The organism is Variovorax sp. PAMC28562 (assembly GCF_014303735.1).
Taxonomy (GTDB): domain Bacteria; phylum Pseudomonadota; class Gammaproteobacteria; order Burkholderiales; family Burkholderiaceae_C; genus Variovorax.
In genome coordinates this window covers 4,508,819-4,531,217 of sequence record NZ_CP060296.1, presented here as the reverse complement: position 1 = coordinate 4,531,217, position 22,399 = coordinate 4,508,819, and the positions used below count along the sequence as shown (strand labels likewise).

20 protein-coding genes are annotated in these 22,399 nt (G+C 62.9%); 8 read left to right on the top strand and 12 right to left on the bottom strand.

From position 1 onward, the window contains the following. Positions 1 to 3: 3 nt before the first annotated feature. Positions 4 to 1,476, bottom strand: coding sequence for an aldehyde dehydrogenase family protein (locus H7F36_RS21275; RefSeq protein WP_187052633.1), 1,473 nt, complete (start codon positions 1,474 to 1,476; stop codon positions 4 to 6). Positions 1,477 to 1,483: 7 nt separating this feature from the next. Further along, positions 1,484 to 2,287, bottom strand: coding sequence for a 2-oxo-hept-4-ene-1,7-dioate hydratase (gene hpaH / locus H7F36_RS21270; protein WP_187052632.1), 804 nt, complete (start codon positions 2,285 to 2,287; stop codon positions 1,484 to 1,486). A 107-nt stretch (positions 2,288 to 2,394) separates the two neighbouring features. On the opposite strand from hpaH, the gene H7F36_RS21265 reads away from it, so the two are divergent. Beyond that, complete coding sequence (locus H7F36_RS21265; RefSeq protein ID WP_187052631.1) at positions 2,395 to 3,333, top strand: LysR family transcriptional regulator; 939 nt, start codon at positions 2,395 to 2,397, stop codon at positions 3,331 to 3,333. Positions 3,334 to 3,358: 25 nt separating this feature from the next. Here H7F36_RS21265 and H7F36_RS21260 read toward each other — a convergent pair whose 3' ends face one another. The 3 genes from H7F36_RS21260 to dnaG all read right to left on the bottom strand — a co-directional run bounded on the left by H7F36_RS21260 (position 3,359) and on the right by dnaG (position 9,280). Next, positions 3,359 to 4,588 (bottom strand): multidrug effflux MFS transporter, encoded by a 1,230-nt coding sequence (locus tag H7F36_RS21260; protein ID WP_187052630.1) that lies wholly within the window; start codon positions 4,586 to 4,588, stop codon positions 3,359 to 3,361. 103 nt (positions 4,589 to 4,691) lie between these two features. Beyond that, positions 4,692 to 7,067: an RNA polymerase sigma factor RpoD gene (gene rpoD / locus H7F36_RS21255; protein ID WP_187052629.1), complete on the bottom strand. Its 2,376-nt coding sequence runs from the start codon at positions 7,065 to 7,067 to the stop codon at positions 4,692 to 4,694. Between the two features lie 281 nt (positions 7,068 to 7,348). Continuing rightward, a complete protein-coding gene (gene dnaG / locus H7F36_RS21250) occupies positions 7,349 to 9,280 on the bottom strand; it encodes a DNA primase (RefSeq protein ID WP_187052628.1) in 1,932 nt (643 codons plus the stop codon). 97 nt (positions 9,281 to 9,377) lie between these two features. Between dnaG and H7F36_RS21245 the strand changes: the two genes are divergently transcribed. Then, positions 9,378 to 10,304 (top strand): YihY/virulence factor BrkB family protein, encoded by a 927-nt coding sequence (locus H7F36_RS21245; protein WP_187052627.1) that lies wholly within the window; start codon positions 9,378 to 9,380, stop codon positions 10,302 to 10,304. Between the two features lie 24 nt (positions 10,305 to 10,328). Here H7F36_RS21245 and H7F36_RS21240 read toward each other — a convergent pair whose 3' ends face one another. Both H7F36_RS21240 and H7F36_RS21235 read right to left on the bottom strand, forming a co-directional pair. Beyond that, positions 10,329 to 11,084, bottom strand: coding sequence for a 3-hydroxyacyl-CoA dehydrogenase (locus H7F36_RS21240; RefSeq protein ID WP_187052626.1), 756 nt, complete (start codon positions 11,082 to 11,084; stop codon positions 10,329 to 10,331). Between the two features lie 143 nt (positions 11,085 to 11,227). Continuing rightward, positions 11,228 to 11,779, bottom strand: a complete 552-nt coding sequence (locus H7F36_RS21235; RefSeq protein ID WP_187052625.1) for a phasin family protein — start codon at positions 11,777 to 11,779, stop codon at positions 11,228 to 11,230. 186 nt (positions 11,780 to 11,965) lie between these two features. Here H7F36_RS21235 and H7F36_RS21230 point away from each other — a divergent pair, with 186 nt between their 5' ends. Then, positions 11,966 to 12,430, top strand: a complete 465-nt coding sequence (locus tag H7F36_RS21230; protein ID WP_261802428.1) for an acyl-CoA thioesterase — start codon at positions 11,966 to 11,968, stop codon at positions 12,428 to 12,430. Positions 12,431 to 12,498: 68 nt separating this feature from the next. Here the strand turns inward: H7F36_RS21230 and H7F36_RS21225 are convergent, their stop codons facing one another. Beyond that, positions 12,499 to 12,903: a hypothetical protein gene (locus H7F36_RS21225; protein WP_187052623.1), complete on the bottom strand. Its 405-nt coding sequence runs from the start codon at positions 12,901 to 12,903 to the stop codon at positions 12,499 to 12,501. 43 nt (positions 12,904 to 12,946) lie between these two features. Next, positions 12,947 to 13,180 (bottom strand): CsbD family protein, encoded by a 234-nt coding sequence (locus tag H7F36_RS21220; RefSeq protein ID WP_187052622.1) that lies wholly within the window; start codon positions 13,178 to 13,180, stop codon positions 12,947 to 12,949. A gap of 213 nt (positions 13,181 to 13,393) precedes the next feature. On the opposite strand from H7F36_RS21220, the gene pncB reads away from it, so the two are divergent. Genes pncB through H7F36_RS21195 form a run of 5 tightly spaced genes read left to right on the top strand, consistent with a single transcriptional unit; the run spans position 13,394 to position 19,549 of the window. Further along, the gene (pncB, locus tag H7F36_RS21215; RefSeq protein ID WP_187052621.1) at positions 13,394 to 14,602 is read left to right on the top strand and encodes a nicotinate phosphoribosyltransferase; all 1,209 of its coding nucleotides are present in this window, start codon (positions 13,394 to 13,396) and stop codon (positions 14,600 to 14,602) included. 25 nt (positions 14,603 to 14,627) lie between these two features. Next, the gene (locus H7F36_RS21210) at positions 14,628 to 15,965 is read left to right on the top strand and encodes a sodium:proton antiporter (protein WP_187055140.1); all 1,338 of its coding nucleotides are present in this window, start codon (positions 14,628 to 14,630) and stop codon (positions 15,963 to 15,965) included. 21 nt (positions 15,966 to 15,986) lie between these two features. Beyond that, positions 15,987 to 16,973, top strand: coding sequence for a 2-hydroxyacid dehydrogenase (locus H7F36_RS21205; RefSeq protein ID WP_187052620.1), 987 nt, complete (start codon positions 15,987 to 15,989; stop codon positions 16,971 to 16,973). Positions 16,974 to 16,982: 9 nt separating this feature from the next. Beyond that, the gene (locus H7F36_RS21200; RefSeq protein WP_187052619.1) at positions 16,983 to 18,344 is read left to right on the top strand and encodes a DNA recombination protein RmuC; all 1,362 of its coding nucleotides are present in this window, start codon (positions 16,983 to 16,985) and stop codon (positions 18,342 to 18,344) included. Continuing rightward, positions 18,341 to 19,549 (top strand): MFS transporter, encoded by a 1,209-nt coding sequence (locus H7F36_RS21195; RefSeq protein WP_187052618.1) that lies wholly within the window; start codon positions 18,341 to 18,343, stop codon positions 19,547 to 19,549. The genes H7F36_RS21200 and H7F36_RS21195 overlap by 4 nt, the downstream gene beginning before the upstream one ends. Here H7F36_RS21195 and H7F36_RS21190 read toward each other — a convergent pair. The 3 genes from H7F36_RS21190 to earP all read right to left on the bottom strand — a co-directional run bounded on the left by H7F36_RS21190 (position 19,537) and on the right by earP (position 22,397). Further along, positions 19,537 to 20,400 (bottom strand): TIGR00730 family Rossman fold protein, encoded by an 864-nt coding sequence (locus tag H7F36_RS21190; RefSeq protein ID WP_187052617.1) that lies wholly within the window; start codon positions 20,398 to 20,400, stop codon positions 19,537 to 19,539. The two genes, H7F36_RS21195 and H7F36_RS21190, sit on opposite strands and share 13 nt — an antisense overlap. Before the next feature lie 189 nt (positions 20,401 to 20,589). Beyond that, positions 20,590 to 21,144, bottom strand: coding sequence for an elongation factor P (gene efp, locus H7F36_RS21185; RefSeq protein ID WP_068632364.1), 555 nt, complete (start codon positions 21,142 to 21,144; stop codon positions 20,590 to 20,592). Between the two features lie 128 nt (positions 21,145 to 21,272). Then, entirely contained in the window at positions 21,273 to 22,397 is a 1,125-nt protein-coding gene (earP, locus tag H7F36_RS21180; protein ID WP_187052616.1) for an elongation factor P maturation arginine rhamnosyltransferase EarP, read from the bottom strand. Between the last annotated feature and the right edge of the window lie 2 nt (positions 22,398 to 22,399).

Here is a 22,399-nt window from a genome sequence, read left to right as displayed (position 1 = left end):
CTTTCAGCGGTGGCTGAAGCTGGCCTTGAAAGGCTTCTTCGGCACGACGACGTCTTTCACGTCGCAGAAAAATTCGAAGCTCCAGTCGCCACCTTCGCGTCCGACACCGGAGCGCTTGATGCCGCCGAACGGCGCCGCCAGATCGCGGATGCCGAAGGAGTTGACCCAGATGAAACCGGTCGCGACCTGCATGGCAATGGCGGTCGCATGCGCCACCTCTCCGTAGCAGACACCGCCAAGGCCGTAGTCGGTTCCGTTGGCCATGGCGATGACCTCGTCGTCGTCGTCGAAGGTCTGCAGCGTGAGCACCGGGCCGAAGACTTCGTTCTGCACGATCTCCGAACCCTGCTTCACCTGAGTGAGCATGGTCGGCTGGAAATACTGCGCGCCGAACGGATGCATTGCGCCGCCCCACAGCAACTCGGCGCCGTCTGCCAAGGCGCGTTCGACGAACGCTTTCACGCGCTCGACCTGGCGCGGATGAATGATGGGGCCGACTTCCGTTGCAGCCTCGCGCGGATCGCCGACGGTCAGCTGTTCGACATGCGCCCGCATGCGCGAGACGAAGACGTTGACGACCTTCGAGTGCACGAGAAAGCGCGTGCCCGCAAGACACACCTGACCGGCGTTGCGGTACATCAGCGCACCCGTCGCAGCAGCGCCGTCGAGGTCGGCATCTTCGAGCACGATGAAGGGCGACTTGCCGCCGAGTTCGAGGCTGCATGGCACGAGGTTGGCCGCAGCGGCCTGCGCGATGCGCTTGGCCGTACCGACCGAACCGGTGAACGAAACGCGCGCGAGTCGCGGATCACTCACCAAACGCGCGCCGGTGGTTGCGCCCGCGCCCTGCACGAAGTTGAGAACACCCGGCGGCAGGCCGGCCGCATGGGCCGCGTCGGCCAGCATCGAGCAGGTGAGCGGCGCCCATTCAGGCGGTTTGACGACGACCGTGTTGCCCGCTGCCAACGCCGGACCGAGCTTCCAGGTCGTGAGCATCAGCGGCGCGTTCCACGGCGTGATGATGGCGACGACGCCGGCCGCATCGTGCCGCACGATGTGCGTCGCCTGCTCGGTCTCGATCGGTCTGTCTTGCAACGTCAGTGCGTGCTCGGCGAACCAGCGGATGTTGAGCATCGCGCGTGGCACGACGCCATGCTTCATGCGCGACAGCAGCACGCCGGCATCGTTCGATTCGAGCATGCAGAAGGCGTCGGCACGCTTGCCGATTTCGTCGGCGAAGCGGTCGAGGATGGGCTTGCGGCCTTCGGCGCCAAGTGCGGCCCAGGCAGGGAATGCGCGCTGCGCTGCCGTGATGGCGGCGTCGACCTGGGCATCGCTGCCTTCGCTGATATGGCCCAGCACGCGCTGGTCGATCGGCGAGCGCAGCTCGAAGGTTTCGGTCGATGCGACGCGCTGGCCGTCGATGTAGTGGTCGGGCGAGACGTGGACGCCGGCGACGTGAATCATGGAGGTCATGGTGTGTTCAGACGAATCGAAATGCGATGGCACCGAGCGGGCCGTAGTCGGCGTGAAAAACATCGCCCGCCGCCGCTGCTACAGGCCGCGTGAACGAGCCCGCCAGCACCACTTCGCCGGCCTTCAATCCTTCGTCGTGCGCTGCCAGTTTGTTGACCAGCCACACGATGCCGTTGGCGGGATGGTTGAGCACGGCCGCTGCCAAGCCCGACTCTTCGATGACGCCGTTCTTGTAGAGCAGGGCGCCGCACCAGCGCAGGTCGACCGCATCGGGCTTGACCGGCCGGCCGCCCATCACGATGCCGGCGTTGGCGGCGTTGTCCGCGATGGTGTCGAACACCTTGCGCGGCACTTTCGTGAGGCGATCGGCCTGCTCGATGCGCGCGTCGATGATCTCAATGGCGGGCACCACGTAGTCGGTCGCTGCGAGCACGTCGAAGATGCTGACGTTGGGGCCACGCAGGTCGCGCTGCAATATGAAGGCGAGCTCGACCTCGACGCGCGGAAGAATGAAACGTGCGGCCGGAATGTCGGCGCCTTCGCGAAAGAACATGTCGTCGAGCAGCGCGCCGTAGTCCGGCTCGGTGATGTTCGACGACACCTGCATCGCGCGCGATGTGAGGCCGATCTTGTGGCCTTTTATGGTGCGGCCCTCGGCCAGCTTGAGGGCGACCCATTCGCGCTGGATGGCATAGCTGTCTGCGATCTCCATCGCCGGATAGCGCTTGGAGAAATGTTCGACCTGCACGCGGCTGCGTTCGGATTCGTGCAGCTCGAGCGCGAGCGTCATGTGTGTCGCGTGGTCGAGCATCGCGTTGTCTCTCGTTCGTTGTAACGGTCGCAAGTCTCCCTGCTAGCGGCCATGAAGACAATCGATGCTTTTGGGTCGATTGCGTAGCTGGGCTGGATAATCGAACGATGCCATTGCCCCGCTACACACTGCGCCAGCTCGACGCCTTCACTAGCGTTTCCGACACGCTCAGCTTCACTGCCGCGGCCGATCGACTGGCGCTCACGCCATCGGCAGTGAGTCAACTCGTCGTCGAACTCGAGTCTTCGGCTGGCTTCAAATTGTTCGAGCGCAGCACGCGTCGCGTCGCGTTGACGGCTGCGGGCAAGGAGTTTCTGGGTGCCATCGAGCCCGTGCTCAAGCACCTGCGGCTGGCCGAAGCGGCCGCTGCCGATCTGCGCAATCGCGCGGCCGGGCTGGTGCGAGTGGCGGCGCCGATGGTTATCGCGAGCGCCATGCTGCCGCGCGCGATCCGCGACTACGCAGGGCTGCGGCCCAAGGTCGTCGTCCGCATTCGCGACGCCGCGGTCGAGCAACTCGTCGAGATGGTCGCGAGTGGTGATGTCGATCTCGCGATCGGTCCTGACAGGCCGACCGGCGACGATGTGCAGCGCGTGCCGCTGTTCGAAAGTCCGTGGGTGTTGTGGTGTGCGCCGGACCATCCGCTGGCCACCAAGCGCACGCTGCGCTGGCGCGACCTGCGTGCGCATGCGCTCGTCACCGCCGGTCGCGACCACGAGCGCAGCGTGGCGCAGATGCGGCTCGGCCTGCCGGAAGAAGAGCGCATCACGCCGATCGACGTGGTCGACAACATCTCGACTGCGCTCGGCATTGCCGCGGCGGGCCTGGCAGCGACGCTGTCACCGGCCTATGTCGGCGTGTGGGCGGGTGAGCGCTGGGGCCTGGTGATGCGTCGTGTGACGGCACCCGAAGTCGTGCGCCACGTCTGCCTGTACCGGCCGCTGCGCCGCGTGACGTCACCGGCGTCTGCAGGCTTCGCGGAAGCGCTGGAAAAGTGGATGAAGGCCGAAGGCCCGCGCTTCACGCCGTCGCCCAGGCGCGGGTGACTTGCCTGCGACGTGGTCAGTCTGTTCAGACCGCGATGCGCCGGCCGATCTCCGGCCAGCGGCCATGCAGCCAGACCCACGCCACGAGCCCGATGGACAGCATCAGGATCGACGTCACCGCGAGCGCCAATGGCGAGTGCATGACGAGCGGCGCGATCACGCCAGCGACGATGCCGTTGGCGGTCGAGCCGATGACGGCCTGCAGTGACGACGCCATGCCGCGGCGTTCGGGATGCAGATCGAGTACCAGCAGCGTGACCACCGGAACCATCAGCGCCCAGCCGAACGCGAAGAAGGCGATCGGCCATAGCGACCAGGCCGCGTGCGGCGCGAAGACGGCGTTGGCCGCCACGTTGGCGATAGACGTGACCAGCATGATCAGGAAGCCATCGCGAATCTGCCGCTTGGGCGTGACCTTGCCGGCCATGCGGCCGCTGACCCATGCGCCCGACATGATGCCGCCGATGGTCAGCAGGAAAAACCAGAAGAACTGCGTCGGCGCGAGCTGCAAATGGTCACCGAGAAAAGCCGGTGCAGCGAGCACGTAGAGAAACATGCCGTTGAACGGCACGCCGCTGGCCAGCGCAAGCAGCAGAAAGCGCGGGTCGGAACACAAATCCCGATAGCCGCGCATCAGGTGTTTGAACTCGAAGGGCTGTCGGTGGTCGACATGCAGTGTCTCTGGCAGCAGCTTGTAGTTGGCGATGAACAGCACGCAGCCGACCGCCACCAGAAACCAGAACACGCTGTGCCAACCCAGGTGCACGAACAAAAAGCCGCCGACGATGGGCGCAATGGCCGGCGCGACGCCAAAGTAGATCGTGACTTGCGACATGACGCGCTGTGCTTCGGCGGGCGGAAACATGTCGCGAATCACCGCACGCGACACCACGATGCCGGCACCGGTCGACAGGCCCTGCAGCGCGCGGAACAGCACGAGTTGGCCGATGCTTTGCGACAGCGCACAGCCGAGCGACGCGAGCGTGAACACCGCCATACCCCACAGCACGACCGGCCGACGCCCGAAGCTGTCCGACAGCGCACCGTGGAACAGGTTCATGAAGGCAAAGCCGAAGAGGTACGCCGACAGCGTCTGCTGCATCTCGACCGGCGTCGCCCCAATCGATTGCGCGATGCCCGAGAACGCCGGGATGTAGGTGTCGATCGAAAAGGGCCCGACCATGCCGAGCACAGCCAGCAGCGCGGCAAGCGCCCATCGGGGGGCTTGCCAGAGTTTGGCGGCGTCCGGATTCATGCTTGTCTCTCTTTGTTGTCGTGCGATAAAAAAAGCGCCCGGCACCCTGTGAAGGGCGCAGCGGGCGCTTTGGCTCGAGATCCTTGTGACGGGATCCGGGGGGTCAGAGCGTGTCGATGAACGAACGCAGCTTGTCCGAACGGCTCGGGTGCTTCAACTTCCGCAACGCTTTCGCTTCGATCTGGCGAATGCGCTCACGCGTCACGTCGAACTGCTTGCCGACTTCTTCGAGCGTGTGATCGGTGCTCATCTCGATGCCGAAGCGCATGCGCAACACCTTGGCTTCGCGTGGCGTCAGCGAGTCGAGGATGTCCTTGACCACGTCGCGCAGGCCCGCCTGCATGGCAGCCTCGATCGGCGCCGTGTTGCTGCTGTCCTCGATGAAGTCGCCCAGGTGCGAATCGTCATCGTCGCCGATCGGCGTTTCCATGGAGATCGGCTCTTTGGCGATCTTCATGATCTTGCGGATCTTGTCTTCCGGGATCTCCATCTTGGCAGCCAGGATGGACGCATCAGGCTCGAAGCCGAACTCCTGCAAATGCTGCCTGCTGATGCGGTTCATCTTGTTGATCGTCTCGATCATGTGCACCGGAATACGGATGGTGCGTGCCTGGTCGGCGATCGAGCGGGTGATCGCCTGGCGAATCCACCAGGTCGCGTACGTCGAGAATTTGTAGCCGCGACGGTATTCGAACTTGTCGACCGCCTTCATCAAGCCGATGTTGCCTTCCTGGATCAAGTCGAGGAACTGCAGGCCGCGGTTGGTGTACTTCTTGGCGATGGAAATCACGAGGCGCAAGTTGGCTTCGATCATTTCCTTCTTGGCGGCGCGCGACGAATATTCGCCCTCGTTCATGCGCTTGTTGATGTCCTTCAGCTCAGGCAGAGGCACCACGACGCGCGCCTGGATGTCGGCGAGCTTTTGCTGCAGTTCCTGTACCGGTGGGATGTTCCGTGCGAGCACCACGCTCCAAGCCTTGCCGGAGGCGGCGTGCTTCTCGACCCATTTCTGGTTCAGCAGGTGCGAGGCAACGCGGTTGCCGTTCTTGTCGTAGCCGCTGAAGTCGCGAATGAAGTCGTCCTGCGGAAAGCCGCACTTGTCCACGATGATGCGGCGCAGCTCGCGCTCTTTCTTCCGCACATCGTCGACCTGACTGCGCACCATGTCGCACAGCTTTTCGATCGTCTTTGCGGTGAAACGGATGGTCATGAGCTCTTCGCTCAGGGCTGCTTGCGCCTTGACATACGAAGGCGTGCCGTAGCCTTCTTTTTCGTAGATCTTGTGGATCTTTTCGAACATCGTGGCCATGCGGTCGAAGCGTTCGAGCGCATCGCGCTTGAGTTCTTCGAGCTTCTTGGTCAGCGCCTTGGAGCCGCCTTTGCCGTCGTCGTCGTCTTCGGCATCGAACTCGTCGAAGTCTTCTTCGGCCACATAGTCGTCGGCCTCGTTGGGGTTCGAGAAACCGTCGACGAAGGTGGTGATGACGGCCTTGCCCACGCCGGCACGAATTTCGTTGGCCAGCCGCAGGATTTCGGCGATGGTGGCGGGCGATGCGGAAATCGCTTCCATCATCGCCATCAAGCCACCTTCGATGCGCTTGGCGATTTCGATTTCGCCTTCACGCGTCAGCAGTTCGACGGTGCCCATTTCGCGCATGTACATGCGAACCGGGTCGGTCGTGCGGCCGAATTCGCTGTCGACGGTCGAAAGGGCAGCTTCGGCTTCTTCTTCGGCTTCTTCGACGGTCGCGGCAGTCGGGGCCGTGTTGTTCAGCAGCAGCGTTTCGGCATCGGGTGTCTGCTCGTAAACCGCCACGCCCATGTCGTTGAGCATGGTGACCACGACTTCCATCGTTTCGGCGTCGACCAGCTTGTCGGGCAAGTGGTCGGAGATTTCTCCGTGCGTCAGGTAGCCGCGGGTCTTGCCGAGCGTGATCAGGGTCTTGAGGCGCGACCGGCGCTTGGCCAGATCTTCTTCAGACAGCACGGTCTCGTCGAGACCGAACTCCTTCATCAAGGCGCGTTCTTTCGCCTTGCTGATCTTCATGCGCAGTGGCTTGACCTTTTCTTCGGTCGACGTCACGACGGGTTCACCGGCCAGATCGTCCTCGATGTCCGACAGGTCGACGTCGCTCGTGGGTGCTTCGTTGCCAGCCTTGGGCTTTCGGCCGCGCTTGGCGCCGGTGGCAGCGGGTGCGGCCGCGCCTGAAGCAGCGGCTGCCTTGGGCGGACGGCCCACTTTCTTTGGAGCGGGTGCGGCTGGCGTCGCGGCCACGGCGGTTGCAGCGGGCTTCTTCAGGTCGGCGGAAGGATTCGATTTGGTCGTGGGCACTGTTTTCACTTTCGTTGCGGCAGCCGGCTTTGAGGCGGCGGCACCCGCTTTGGTTACCTTTGCACTTGAGGGTGCAATGGTCGCCTTCAACGGTTTTTTAGCAGCGGGGTGGCTGGCGGACACGGCAGGCTTCTTTGAACTGGGCATACAACCTCGAACATCAAGAATTAACAAGCGGAATCACACGCGCACCACGGACCCGGCGCAGGCATACAAGGGGGCACAGAGGAAATAAATCCTCATGGGCCAAACTGACTAAGCACACCGGCAAGATGTTGGGCGAACATTTGGTGTGCAGTCCTTGCGGTGTATTGGCCCGTTCCCGCTAGGGGAGTGCATTGCGCATGGGGCCGGACCGGAGGTGCTGCTGTCGCTCTTGCCGAATTCGCTGATAGCGAAGCCTGACATTATAGCGCGCTGCGCTTTTTTCAAGCAGTGTCTGTGTTGCTTTTAAGGCGAGCGCGCAGCGTCAGCCGGCGCGATTCGAGCGCTTTGTAGCGCTCCAGCGCCTGCGGGTCGGTGCCGACCGCCGCGATCGCCTCGCTCTGCTGCGCTTTGAGCCGATCGTCCAGCATGAAGTCGAGCACGCTGCGCAGTTCGCGCGCTGCATCGGCCGCCTGGTCTCCCTCGGGATCGCCGATCGGGCCGCCGTCGGGGGCTGTCATGAGCCGCGTCGCCAGCCCGTCGAACGGCTGCTCGCGCAGGCCTTCGCGCAACGCCGCCCACGGCTGAGCTCCGTGCTCGTGCAGTTGGCTGTCGAGCCAGGCGAACAAACGGCCGTGCTCACCGGGCAGGTCGCACAGCATGGCGTGCTGTTCGTGCGAGAGGCCTTCCCATTCGGTCATGTTCGAAAGCAGCAGCCGCACCGCCAGGTCGGGGCGGGTGAGCGGCAGCACGCGCCCGCGGCTCGGCGGCCGACTTTGCGATGGCTTGCCGCCATACCGACCATCGGATACGGTTCGGTCACCGTCGTTTCTGTAACGACTGGTCGGCACAGACGCGGATGACGGCGCATTTCGAGGCGCTGCCGTCGAACCCCAAAGTTCGTTCAGCGCCTCGACGCCCATCTGAACCATGCCTGCAATGTCGCCCAGCAACTGGCGCTTGAAGGCGCCGTCGGGCAGGGCGCCCCACAGCGGTCGCACGTTGCTGGTCATGTGAGCGCGCCCTTCGGCGGTTGCCAGGTCGCAACCTTCGCGCGCGGCTTCGAGCATGAAGCGCGACAAGGGTGTCGCGTCGTCGATGAAGCGAGCAAAAGCGTCGGCGCCGAACTCGCGAATGAAGCTGTCGGGGTCGTGCTCGGTCGGCAAGAAGAGGAACTTCATGCTCCTGACATCGTTCGCATATGGCAGCGCAGCGTCGAGCGCCTTGCGCGCTGCGCGCCGGCCGGCCGCGTCGCCGTCGAAGCTGAACACGACCGATTCGGTAAAGCGAAAAAGCTTTTGCACATGCTCCGGCGTGCAGGCCGTACCGAGCGTGGCGACGGCGTTCGGAAAGCCCAATTGCGCCAGCGCAACCACGTCCATGTAGCCCTCGGTCACCAGCGCGAAGCCGCGCTCCCGGAAGGCTGCACGTGCTTCGTACAAGCCGTAGAGCTCGCGGCCTTTGCTGAATACCGGCGTCTCGGGCGAGTTGAGGTATTTGGGTTTTTCGTCGCCGAGCACGCGTCCGCCGAAGCCAATGCACTCGCCTTTGACGTTGCGAATCGGGAACATCACGCGGTCGCGAAAGCGGTCGTAACGTCGCGCTTCGCCTTCGCTGGCCTGCGCCCCGTTCACGCCTTGCGTGTCTTCGCTGACGATGACCAACCCGCTTTCTGCGAGCAACGGATCGTCGTAGTTGGGGAAGACGCTGGCCAGCGCGCGCCAGCCGGCCGGCGCATAGCCGATGCCGAACTGTTTAGCGACCTCGCCAGAGACGCCGCGGCGCTTCAGGTAGTCGATGGCGCCCGGTGCATTGCGCAAATGCTTGCGGTAGGCCTCGCCGGCTTTTTCGAGCACGTCGAACAAAGTCGCCTGCTTTTGGCGCTGCCCGGCGGCGCGGGCGCGCTCCTCCGGCGAGGCATCGTCTTCAGGCACCTGCAGGCCGTATTGACCGGCCAGATCGTGCACCGCTTCAACGAAGCCCATGCCCGCGTGTTCCATCAGAAAACCGATCGCGTTGCCATGCACTCCGCAGCCGAAGCAGTGATAGAACTGCTTGGTCGGGCTCACCGAAAACGAGGGTGATTTCTCGCCGTGGAACGGACACAGCCCCATGAAATTGGCGCCGGCCTTCTTCAACTGCACATAGCGTCCGACGATCTCCACCACGTCCGCCCGTGCGATGAGTTCCTGGATGAAAGAGGCGGGGATGGTCATGTGGGACGGGAGCGCCAAATCATACGCATCCGCTCGCGGCCACACGCTCAGCCGGCATACTTGCCTCAACAGGTTCCATCCGGTTTATCGCCGCCTCATGACACCCCGCCCCCTTCGACAAGCCGCACGTCATGCGGCGCCGCTGCTGCGCCATCCGGTCCGTTTCATCTGGGACGCGCTCAAGGCTTTTCGCGCCAACCAGGGTTTGCTGCTCGCGGGCGCGGTCGCCTATTACGCGCTGCTGTCGATCGTCCCTCTACTGATCGTCAGCGTCATCGCGCTGTCGCATTTCATAGATCAGCGCGAGTTGCTCATGACGATCGGCCGCTATCTCGAATGGCTGCTGCCGGGCCAGTCGAAGGCCGTCGTGCAGGAGCTGTCGAATTTTCTCGACCATCGCGACGTGCTCGGGCCGGTGCTGCTGGTGACGATGATCTTCTTCAGCTCGCTGGCCTTCACTGTGCTCGAAGCGGCGATGACAGTGATCTTTCATCACCGCAAGTCGACTCATCGGCGCCATGCGCTGTTGTCGGTGGTCATGCCCTACGTCTACATCCTGTGCCTGTGCGTCGGGCTGCTGCTGGTCACGGTGGTGTCGGGCGCGCTGCAGCTCATCGGGCAATCGAGCGTCGACCTGTTCGGGCGCAGCTGGTCGCTCTCAGGTGTGTCGGGCGTGCTGCTTTACTTGCTTGGCCTCGGCGGCGAGATCTTCATGCTGACCTCGCTCTACCTGGTGATGCCGGTCGGGCGGCTGTCGCTGCACCACGCGCTGCTGGGCGGCATTACTGCGGCATTGTTGTGGGAAGTCACGCGACGCATCCTGGTCTGGTATTTCTCGTCGCTGTCGCAAGTCAATGTCGTATACGGCTCGCTGACGACGGCCATCGTGGTGCTTCTGAGCCTGGAAATCGCCGCGACGCTGGTGCTCTTCGGCGCCCAGGTCATCTCGCAATATGAACGGCTGGAGCGCACCGGGAGCACCGAGCCGATCGAAGGCCGCATCGGCGTTGCAGACGACGCTTGACGCCGTCAGTCATGGGCGAGGCAGTTATTGCGGCGGAAGCCGGATCGCCCCGTCGAGGCGAATCACTTCGCCGTTGAGCATGTCGTTTTCGATGATGTGCTTCGCGAGCCTGGCGTAGTCCTCCGGCGTGCCGAGGCGCGACGGAAACGGCACGCTGGCGGCCAGCGCGTCTTGCAGGTCTTGCGGCATGCCGAACAGCATCGGGGTGCCGAAGATGCCGGGAGCGATCGTCATGTTGCGGATGCCGTTGCGCGCAAGATCGCGCGCGATCGGGAGTGTCATGCCGACCACGCCGCCCTTCGACGCAGCGTAGGCGGCCTGGCCCATTTGCCCATCGTAGGCCGCCACGGAAGCCGTCGAGATCAACACGCCGCGCTCGCCGGTCGACTCGGGCTCGTTCTTGGCCATGGCTTCGGCCGCGAGGCGGATCATGTTGAAGCTGCCGATGAGGTTCACCGTCACCGTTTTGCTGAAAACAGCCAGCGCGTGCGCGCCGTTCTTGCCCACCGTTTTTTCGGCCGGCGCGATGCCGGCACAGTTGACGAGGCCGAAAAGCTTGCCCAGCTTGAGCGCGGCAGCGACGGCGGCTTGCCCGTCGGCTTCCTGACTTACGTCGCACTTGACGAACACGCCGCCGATGTCTTGTGCGACCGCTTCGCCCTTGTCCTGCATGTCGGCGATCACGACCTTGGCACCGTTGGCGGCCAGCATCCGTGCCGTGCCCTCGCCCAACCCCGACGCGCCGCCGGTGACGATGAAAACCTTGCCTTCGATCTGCATGCGTATCTCCAAATAGTGAGGGTCGCATTATCGAAGACGCCGGCATGCAGGGTGCGCAAAAGCGGTCGGACAAAAAAAGAGGCCCTGTCCGAAAACAGGGCCCTGAATTGGATCCGTGAGGACCCAAGGAGACAACTTGTGAATTAACGCTTGGTCTTGGCGGTAGCGGTCTTGGCAGCGTTGACGGCTTGCGTCGACACGGCGGTGAAGTTGGCTTCGGCAACGTCGGAAGCTTGCTTGACAGCCTTCTGCACCGATTCGAATGCGTTGTTGGCGGCAGCCACGGCGCTCTTCATCATGGCGACGGCGGTTTCAGAGCCTGCAGGTGCGTTCTTCGAAGCGCTGTCGACCATGCCGACGATGGTGGCTTGCGTTTCGGCGGCCTTGGCTTCGAATGCCTTGGTGAACTCGGCGCTGGTGCCTTGTGCGATGTCGTACAGGTGACGGCTGTAGGCAGCGGTCTTTTCGGCGAGCGGCTGGAACAGGCTGGCTTGGAGAGCCAAAAGTTCTTGTGCGTCCTTGACGCCCATCACGGCTTTGGCGGTGCCAGCAGCTTCGGTCAGTGCTGCCTTGGAGGCGGTCACGTTCAGTTCGACCAGCTTCTCGACGCCTTCGAATGCCTTGGTGGTCAGGCCGAACAGGGTTTCGAGCGAAGCTTTTTGCGAAGCGATGAGTTGGTCAGCGTTGAGGGCCATGATGATCTCCAGTAGTGTTGAAAAGGGGTGCTTGGTACGTTGCCGAGCCGTCTATGTTGCGCTGCAGCATGGACTGAAGTATAGGGAGCTGACTACAGCTTTCAAGCGTTTTTTGCTGCTATGCAGCAATTTAGAACGGGCTTTCTAAAACGCCTGCCGATGCAGTGGCTGGCAGAATTCGGCGCCATGAGCGAACGTCCACAGCCTCCTGTCATTGCCCGTCCCCAACCTCAGAGTCGCAGCGCCTACCGCACTTTCAGGACCATCCCCACGCGTTGGGCCGACAACGACATGTACGGCCACGTGAACAACGTCGTGTACTACGGCTGGTTCGACACGGTGGTCAATGCGGAACTCATCGAGCGCGGCGTACTGGACATTCACGCGGGCCAGATCATCGGCTTCGTTGTCGAGACGCAATGCAACTACTTCGCGCCGCTGGCGTTTCCGCAAACGGTGGAAGCTGGCCTGCGTGTCGCTCAGGCCGGCAGTTCCAGTGTTCGATACGAAATCGCGCTGTTCGCCCGGGGCGCCGAGATGGCTGCAGCACAAGGGCACCTCGTTCATGTGTATGTTGACCGCTCGACACAGAGGCCGGTACCGTTGCCCCAGGGGTTGCGGCACGTTGCCGACGAACTCCGAGCACAATAAAAAACGGCGCACGAGGCGCCGTTTTTTTGCTGATAGCCAAGAAGCCGTCCCAAAAGGCGACCGCTGGATCAGCCTTTCTTCATGGCCTTCATGTCGGCCTTGGACTTGTCGTGATCGGCTTTGGCCTGGTTCACGCATGCACTCTTGGCATCGCCCTTCTGGTCGTCGCACTTTTCCTTGGCGACGTCATAGGCCATCGTTGCCTTTTCTTCAGCGACCTTGCGGGCGTGGCTGTCGCTCGGCTTGTATTGCTGCTCAAGGTCGGCCTTGGCCACGTTCTCGGTGCCCTTGGCCTCCTTCATGCACACGTCCTTGGCGTTGTCCTTCATCGTGTCGCACTGCGCCTTGGCGACCTTGTAGTCGGATTCGATCTTTTGCTTGGCGACTTTGTACTCGTCCTTTGTCATGGCGCTGGCGTGCGTCATCACGAAGCAAGACGATGCGAGTGCCAGCATAAGCAGATGTTTTTTCATGAGAGTTTCCCTCGTTGAGTTGATAAATTGAAGATTCAGCGGTTCAGACTTTTTCGAACCAGAGTGCGTCAGGCGTACGGCCATCGCGGCCCTCCCAATCCTTGACCTGCTTTTCGGCCTCGTCACGGCTGATGCCGTGGCGCTCCTGGATGCGTCCGAGCAGCTGGTCGCGCTTGCCGGCGATGACGTCGAAATCGTCGTCGGTCAGCTTGCCCCACTGCTCCTTGAGCTTGCCCTTGAGCTGTTTCCAGTTGCCCTCAACGGTGTCTTTGTTCATGACTTTCTCCTTCGGTTTGGGTGGTCCGGCGTGCCGTGTTGCCGTGGAGAAAATGTACGTAGCGGCATCGTGGCGAGCCGGTAGGACGCCCCGGCAACCGACCGTAGGCACATGCCGACGCGCCCCGTGATAATCGAGCCACCCCAAGCGACGTCATCGTCGACGCCCAGTCGCAAAGCCTTGCACCTTGAAGAGAGACACACGCGCTGCACCATGATCATTCAAAGCCTGCTGGACACCGACCTCTACAAGTTCACGATGATGCAAGTCGTGCTGCACCACTTTCCTGGGGCGCAGGTCGAATACCGATTCAAGTGCCGCAACCCGGGCGTCGATCTGGCTCGCTTTGCCGACGAGATTCGCGACGAAGTGCGTTCCCTATGCTCCCTGCAGTTTCTCGACGCTGAACTCGGATACCTGCGTTCGATGCGTTTCATCAAGAGCGACTTCGTCGACTTCCTCGGGCTCTTCAAGCTCAACGAGAAGTACATCGACATCGTCCCGCAACCCTCGGGCGAACTCGAGATCAGCATCAAAGGACCGTGGCTGCACACCATCCTGTTCGAGGTCCCGGTGCTGGCCATCGTCAACGAGGTCTACTTTCGCAACACCCAGCCGCAGGCCGATGTTGACGAGGGGCGGCGCCGGCTCGAGAACAAGATCTCGCAGTTGCAGGCAGACGGTCTCGAAGACCTGAAGATCGCCGACTACGGCACGCGTCGCCGCTTCTCCAAGGAATGGCACGAAGAGATACTGCGGACCCTCAGTGCCCAATTGGGGCCGGTGCTGGTGCCGTCCAGAGCCACCCCCAAGCCGCCGCAATTCGCCGGCACCAGCAATGTCCTCTTCGCGATGAAGCTCGGTCTGATCCCGCTCGGGACCATGGCGCACGAGTATCTGCAGGCGTGTCAGGCGCTCGGCCCACGGTTGCGCGACAGCCAGGTCTTCGGCTTCGAAATGTGGGGGCGCGAATACCGCGGCGACCTCGGCATCGCACTGTCCGATGTGTATGGCATGAGCGCTTTCCTGCGCGACTTCGACTTGTTGTTCTGCAAGCTCTTCGACGGCTCGCGGCACGACAGCGGCGACCCTTTCCAGTGGGGCGAACGCATGCTGGCGCACTACACGGCCAACCGTGTCGACCCGCGTACCAAGACGCTCATCTTCAGTGACGGACTCACGGTGCCGCGCACCATTGAGCTGTACCAGCAGTTTCGCGGGCGGTGCCTGCTCGCCTTCGGCATCGGCACCAACCTGACAAACGACCTCGGCTACGAGCCGCTGCAGATCGTGATCAAGATGATCCGCTGCAACGACCAGCCAGTCGCGAAGCTGTCGGACACGCCATCCAAGAACATGTGCGAAGACGAAAAATATCTGGCCTACCTGCGCCAGGTGTTTGAGATCGAGCAGCCCGCATGACGGCCCGCACGACGGTACAGCGCTGATGGACGGCGCCACGCTGTCCGTGATGTGGGCGCTGCCCTTTGCCGGGTTGCTGCTGTCTATCGCACTGCTGCCACTCATTGCGCCGCACTTCTGGCACGGGCATTACGGCAAGGTGGCGTTGGGTTGGGCGCTTTCGTTTCTGTTGCCGTTGATGACCGTGTTCGGCTCCTCGTCCGCGGCGCATGAGCTTGTGCATGCATTGCTCGCTGAGTACGTTCCGTTCATCTTGTTGCTGGTCGCGCTGTTCACGGTATCGGGTGGCATTCATATCAGCGGCAATCTGCACGGCGACCCGGTGACCAATACGACCATCCTTGCCATCGGCGGGCTGCTGGCGAGCGTCATGGGCACCACCGGCGCCTCGATGTTGTTGATACGTCCGCTGATCCGCGCCAACGACAACCGGGTGCACAAGGTGCATACGGTCGTGTTCTTTATCTTCATCGTGTCGAACATCGGTGGCTCGCTGACGCCGCTGGGCGATCCGCCGCTGTTCCTCGGCTTTTTGAAAGGCGTGGATTTCTTCTGGACTGCGCGCAACATCCTGCCCGAGACACTGCTGCTGGTCGCCGCGTTGCTCGCCATCTTCTATCTACTCGACCGCCATTGGTACCGCAAAGAAGGCGTGCTGCCGCAAGACCCGACGCCCGATACCAGGCGCATCGGCATCGACGGTGGCGTCAACTTCATCTTGCTGGCCGGCGTGATCGGGCTGGTGTTGATGAGCGGCCTGTGGAAGTCGGACATGGTGTTCGATGTGTATGGCACATCGGTCGGGCTGCCGGGACTGGTGCGCGATGTCGGCCTGGTGGTGCTGACGCTGATTTCTCTCAAGCTCACCGCCGCCCCGGTTCACGCCGCCAACCAGTTCGAGTGGGAGCCGATGCGCGAAGTGGCCAAGCTCTTCGCCGGCATCTTCGTGACCATCGCGCCGGTCATCACGATGCTCAAGGCAGGGGCGGCTGGGCCGTTCGCCGCGGTGGTCGCAGCCGTCACGCTGCCCGGTGGTGAACCGAACCCGCCGATGTATTTCTGGGCCACCGGATTGCTGAGCGCGTTTCTTGACAACGCACCCACCTACCTTGTCTTTTTCAACACCGCCGGCGGCGACGCGGATGTTCTGATGACCGCACGTGCATCGACCCTGGCCGCCATCTCGGCCGGCGCGGTGTTCATGGGGGCGGTCAGCTACATCGGGAATGCACCGAACCTGATGGTCAAGGCCATTGCCGAGAGCCGGGGCGTGCGCATGCCGGGCTTCTTCGGCTACATCGCCTGGTCGTGCACCATCTTGCTGCCGCTTTTTGTCGTCTGCACGTTCCTGTTTTTTCGCTGAACGTGCGCTGAAAGGATCATCATGAGCAAACCAAAAATCCTGATCGCGCGAGCCATCTTTCCCGAGACCATCGAGCGCCTGTCGCAGCACTTCGACGTCGAATCCAACCAGGCCGACGACGTGTGGTCTAAAGCCCGGCTTATCGACAAACTCAAGGGCAAAGCCGGCGTGTTCACCACCGGCAGCGAGCGCATCGATGGCGAGTTGCTCGACGCTTGCCCCGAGCTGAAGATCTGCGCCAACATGGCCGTCGGTTACAACAACTTCGATATCGATGCCATGGTCTCTCGCGGCGTCACGGGCACCAATGCACCCGACGTGCTGACCGAGACGACAGCCGACTTCGGCTTCGCGTTGCTCATGGCCACGGCGCGCCGCATCGCCGAGAGCGAGCACTACTTGCGCGCGGGGAAGTGGAACAAGTGGGCGTACGACATGTTCTCCGGCTCCGACATCCACGGCGCAACGCTTGGCATCATCGGCATGGGACGCATCGGACAGGGCATCGCCAAACGCGGCGCGCATGGATTCGGCATGAAGGTGATTTATCACAACCGTTCGCGGCTCGATGCTGCACTCGAAGCCGAGTGCAAGGCCAGCTATGTGAGCAAGGAAGAATTGCTAAGGACCGCCGATCACGTGGTGCTGGTGGTGCCCTACACACCAGCGTCGCACCACACCATCGGCGCCGCTGAACTTGCGTTGATGAAGCCGACCGCGACGCTGGTCAACATCGCGCGCGGCGGCATCGTCGACGATGCGGCGCTGGCCGCTGCATTGCGCGACAAGCGCATCGCCGCGGCGGGCCTCGACGTGTTCGAAGGCGAGCCCAAAGTGCATCCCGATTTGCTCACTGTGCCGAATGTCGTGCTGACTCCGCACATCGCCAGCGCGACGGTACCGACGCGGCGTGCCATGGCCGAATTGGCAGCGGACAACCTGATCGCATTCTTCGAGGGCAAGGGGCCGGTGACGCCGGTCACACCCCTGGCCCAGGCAGGAACATAAACCGTCGACATGCCATTCGATTTCCCATTGATCCTTCTCGTGTTGATGGTGCTGGCGGCTGTCGAGCTGGTGCTCCTCGTGTGGTTGCTGGCACGTCGTGCACCCAAGCCGGATCACACCGAACTGATCGTGACGCTCGGCGCTGGCAACGAGCGCATCGAGCGCGAGTTACGCCGAGAGATCGGCGAGAACGCGCGTGGCACGCGGCAGGAAACGGCACAGGTCTTCGCGACGTTCCAGCATGCGTTGCTTCAGCAGGGTGCCGAATCGACCCGCACGCAGAACGCGCAGATCGACGCGTTCGGCCAGCAATTGGCAATGCTGCAAAAGACCCTGGCCGACACGCTCAACACGCAGTTGCAAGGCCTCTCGGAATCAAACGCACGGCGCTTGGCCGAGGTGCGCACCACCATGGAAACGCAGCTCGCGCAGCTTCAGCAGAGCAATACCGCCAAGCTCGAAGAGATGCGCAAGACCGTCGACGAGAAGCTGCAAAGCACGCTTGAAGCGCGCCTCGGCGAAAGCTTCAAGCAGGTGGCCGATCGACTCGAACAGGTGCACAAGGGTCTGGGCGAAATGCAGACCCTGGCGCAGGGCGTGGGCGATCTCAAGCACTTGCTCACCAACGTCAAGACGCGCGGCATCTTCGGCGAGGCGCAACTGGGTGCGCTGCTGGAACAGGTGTTCACTGTCGACCAGTACGCCGCGCAGGTCGTGACGCGTCCCGGTGCGCGTCATACGGTGGACTTCGCCATCCGACTGCCGGGCCGCACCGCAGAAGGCGACGCGCTTTGGCTGCCGATCGATGCCAAGTTTCCCAACGAGGACTATGAGCGCCTGCTCGACGCGCAGCAGCGCGCCGACCCGATCGCCGCAGAACTGGCTGGCCGTGCCTTGGAGGCACGCATCTGGCTGGAGGCGAAGGCCATCGAAGAAAAGTACATCGCGCCGCCTCATACCACCGACTTCGCGATCCTCTTTTTGCCGACCGAAGGGCTGTATGCCGAGGTGCTGCGCCGCCCTGACCTCATGCAGGGGCTGCAGCGCAAGCATCGCATCACGCTGGCGGGCCCGACGACTTTGCTCGCCATCCTCAATTCGCTGCAGATGGGATTCCGTACGCTGGCGCTGGAAAAGCGTTCCAGCGAGGTGTGGCAGGTGCTGGGCGCGGTCAAGGCCGAGTTCGGCAAGTTCGGCGATGTGCTCGCGCGCGTCAAGAACCAGGCGCAGACGGTGCTCAACACGCTGGACCAGGCGCAGACGCGCAGCAACGTCATGCACCGCGCGCTGCGCCAGGTCGAGGCGTTGCCTGAAGCCCAGGCGCAGGTGTTGCTGCCACCGGCCCTCGAGGGAGATGATGAGACGCCGTGACAGCTGAACTGCTGCGCCTGATCCTGGCGCAGGTCTGCCTGCATGCCGTGATGACCGGTACGCGTCTCGCCGCCCCGCTGCTCGCGCTGCAGCAGGGCTACAGCCCGGCGGCCGTCGGCGTCATGCTGGCGCTGTTCGCGCTGACGCAGGTTTTTCTGGCGCTGCCGGCCGGGCGTTTCGCAGACCGGCATGGCTTGCGCAAGCCGCTCTTGATCGCTGTTGTCTCTGCGGCACTGGGCGCTGCGTTGTGCGCGGCGTTTCCGGTCTTTCCGGCGTTGTGCGTCGCCGCACTTCTCACCGGAGGCGCTACCGGCATCGCAGTGATCGCATTGCAACGGCACGTCGGCCGCGCTGCGCAAAGTCCGGCTCAGTTGAAGCAGGTTTTCAGCTGGCTGGCTATCGCGCCGGCTGCTGCCAATTTTGTCGGTCCGTTCGCCGTCGGGCTGCTGATCGACCATGCGGGCGGCGCGCCTGGCGACATCGTCGGCTACCGTGTGGCATTCGGACTGCTGGCGCTGCTGCCGCTCGCCTGCTGGTGGCTGGCGCGCAGTGCACGCGACCTGCCGATGCCGCCGTCGGCCCTCGGCGCACCGAAGCCGCGCGCCTGGGATCTGTTGTCGGAGCCGATGTTCCGTCGGCTGTTGTTCGTCAACTGGCTGCAGTCCGCGTCGTGGGACGTCCACACCTTCGTGCTGCCGCTGCTCGGTCACCAACGCGGCTTGAGTGCCTCGGTCATCGGGTCGATCCTCGGTGCTTTCGCGGTGGCCGCAGCCGCCGTGCGCGTGGTGCTGCCGGCCATTGCTTCACGGGCCAGCGAGCGCAGCGTGATCACCGTGTCGAACGTCGTCACAGCGCTCGTGTTCGCTGTCTATCCATTCATGACCACAGCCTTCGGCATGGGTTGCTGCTCGGTTGCGCTCGGCCTGGCGCTGGGCGCAGTGCAACCGATGGTGATGAGCATGTTGCACCAGACAACGCCGCATTCACGTCACGGCGAGGCGCTCGGCTTGCGTCTGATGACGCTGAACGCATCGAGCGTGGCGATGCCGATGCTATTCGGTGCGGCTGGCGCTTTGATCGGCGTGGCGGGCGTGTTCTGGATCGTCGGTGGCGTGGTGGCTGCCGGCACGCGCTCTGTATGGGGCCTCAAGGTGCCGCCGCCCGAAGCACCGGCACCGGAGGCACAGACAGCTCAGAGCTTGTAGAAAGCCTTGATGGCTTTCCAAGCATCGGCGGGCGCGTCGACGTATTCGAAGAGCTTGACGTCGTTGGGCGAGATCACACCTTCGTCTACCAGAAAATCGAAGTTGAGCAGCTGCTTCCAGTAATCGGAGCCGAACAGCACGATCGGCACCGGCTTCGACTTCTTGGTCTGGACCAGCGTGATGACCTCGAAGAGCTCGTCGAGCGTGCCGAAGCCGCCGGGGAACGCGACCAGTGCCTTCGCCCGCATCATGAAGTGCATCTTGCGAATCGCGAAGTAATGGAACTTGAAGCTCAGCGCTGGCGTGACGTACGGGTTGGGTTCCTCTTCCATCGGCAGGGCGATGGCGAGGCCGATGTTGAGGCCACCGCCTTCGTAAGAGCCTCGATTGGCGGCCTGCATGATGCCGGGGCCGCCACCGGTGCAGATGAAGAGCTTGTCTTCCGGCTCCTTGTCGTTGCTGTACTGCGCGACCATCTTGCCGAAGGCTCGCGCCTGCTCGTAGTAGTGCGAACCGCGTGCCAGGCGGCGCAGGCGCTCCACCGCGATGGCATCGCCCGCCGCCTCGGCCTGGGCGATCAGCGCACCGGATTCTTCTTCGCTTCGAAAGCGCGCGCTGCCGAACACGACCACGGTGTTCTCAATGCCGTGCGCCCGCATCTCGATGTCGGGCTTCATCAGCTCCAGCTGCATGCGAAGGCCGCGGGTCTCGCGGCGCAACAGGAATTCCGGGTCGGCGAACGCAAGGCGGGACGGGTCCGGATCGAGCGGCAAGCCCTTGTCGGAGTGGGTTTGCAGCGTCGCCCAGGCGTCGGCCAGGCGTTTGTCGTGGAGGTTGTGTGTGTTGTTCATGCGTTGGCTCCGGGAGTCTTGCTGATTGTGCTTGCTGCGTCTGCAGGAGAGGCCACAGCAGGATACGGGCCAGCTCACCCGGCAGCTTGGGGAACGGTCAGCGGCGGGGCACGAGAGAAGGTCGGGTAAGACATAAAAAAAGCTCCCGAGGGAGCTTTTTCGACAGCGGGCGAAACGCTAAAGGAGCGCTCAGACGCGCTTGCGGTATTCGCCGGTGCGCGTGTCGATTTCGATCTTGTCGCCTTGCGCCACGAAGAGCGGCACCGGTACTTCGAAGCCGGTCGAGATCTTGGCCGGCTTGAGCACCTTGCCCGACGTGTCGCCCTTGACGGCGGGCTCGGTCCAGGTGATTTCGCGCTCGACGCTGGTCGGCAGTTCGACGGAAATGGCCTTCTCGTCGTAGAACACGACTTCGAGTGTCATGCCGTCTTCGAGGTAGTTGAGCGCGTCGCCCATGTTCTCGGCTTCGACTTCGTACTGGTTGAACTCGGTGTCCATGCAGACGTACAGCGGGTCGGCAAAGTACGAGTAGGTGCACTCTTTCTTCTCGAGCACGATCTGGTCGATCTTGTCGTCGGCCTTGAAAACCTGCTCGGTGTTGAAGTTGGCCACCAGGCTCTTGAGCTTCATTCGGACGGTGGCGGAATTGCGGCCGCCGCGGCTGTATTCGGTTTTGAGGACAACCATCGGGTCCTTGCCGTGCATGATCACGTTGCCGGCGCGGATTTCTTGAGCGATTTTCATATCAGGGTCTCTGGATGTTGGGCCGCTCGGTGCATCGAAAAGCCAGTGTGGCGGTCTTTGTCCAGTGCTACCTGGTGATGCATGGTTCCCGCGGCGGGTTCGGCGGTCTGACCGCAAAGCCCGCTATTTTAGCTTTTCCCGGCGCACATCTGCATCAGTTGGGTGACGAGGTCGTCTTGTGCGAGGAGGCGGTCACGCGCCGCGTTGATCGTGGCCTGCCATTCAGGGAGCGCTTCGGCTTCGAGTGCGGGCAGTGCCGCTTCGCCAGAATCGACACCGCCAAAGCCGTTCCATGTCCTATGAAACGCTCGCAGCGACGGTGGAGCATCGAGCCAGTCGAGCCATGCGCCGAGCTTGACGTGGTGTGCGTCGTCGTCCTGCGGATAAATCTGCCAGACCATGGGTGCACCGGCCCAAAGGGCGCGCACGAAAGAGTCTTCGCCTCGTACGAAGTTGAGGTCGCAAGACCACAGCAGCCTGTCGAAATCTGGCTGCGTGAGGTGCGGCAGGTAGGAGATGGACAAGGCGCCTTCGCTTGTTGAAGCGGCATCAGGGTTGGCACTGCTCGACAGGCACGCTTGCACTGCCAAGGTCGCACGGCCGGCCGTCACCAGCAGCCGCGTCGGTTCCATCGCGGTCGCCAACTGGTTCAGCAGAGCAGCGAGGGCGGGAGGCTCGTAGCAGAAGAGAGAAATCAATCGTTCGCCATGCCAGTCGATCTGTCGCTGCGCCAGCCAAGCTGCGCGATCGAATCGTGTGCGTTCGGCCATGAGGTCGGGTTCACGCAGCAACCCGCCGGTGCCTGCCGTAAAGCCGGGATAGAAGAAGCGCTTGGTCAGGCCCGCGCCTGGACCGCGAAAGACAGGAGAGGGCAGACTATGCAAACGTTCCACGTAGGGTTCGGCCGAGAGGTATTCCAGATTGATCCACGGCCGGCGTCCATGCGGCAATGTCGTGGTGTCTTGCGCGTTCGCAAAACGCTCGATCAGTTCCGGCGCCGGGTCGCAGCCGAAGGCCTCGATCAGTACGTCGCAAGGGGTGCCCGAGGCGGCGGCCTTCACTGCGTCTGGATCACTCCAGTCGATGACCGATACGCCCGCGCGTCCCTTCGGCGCCATCCACTGCAGCGCCGACCGCTCATCGAGCCACAGGCGGACGCGTTGCCCGCGCATTGCAAGCTGGCAGCACAGGCGCCAGCACACGCCCAGATCGCCGTGGTTGTCGATGACCTTGCAGAAGATGTCCCATTGCATGC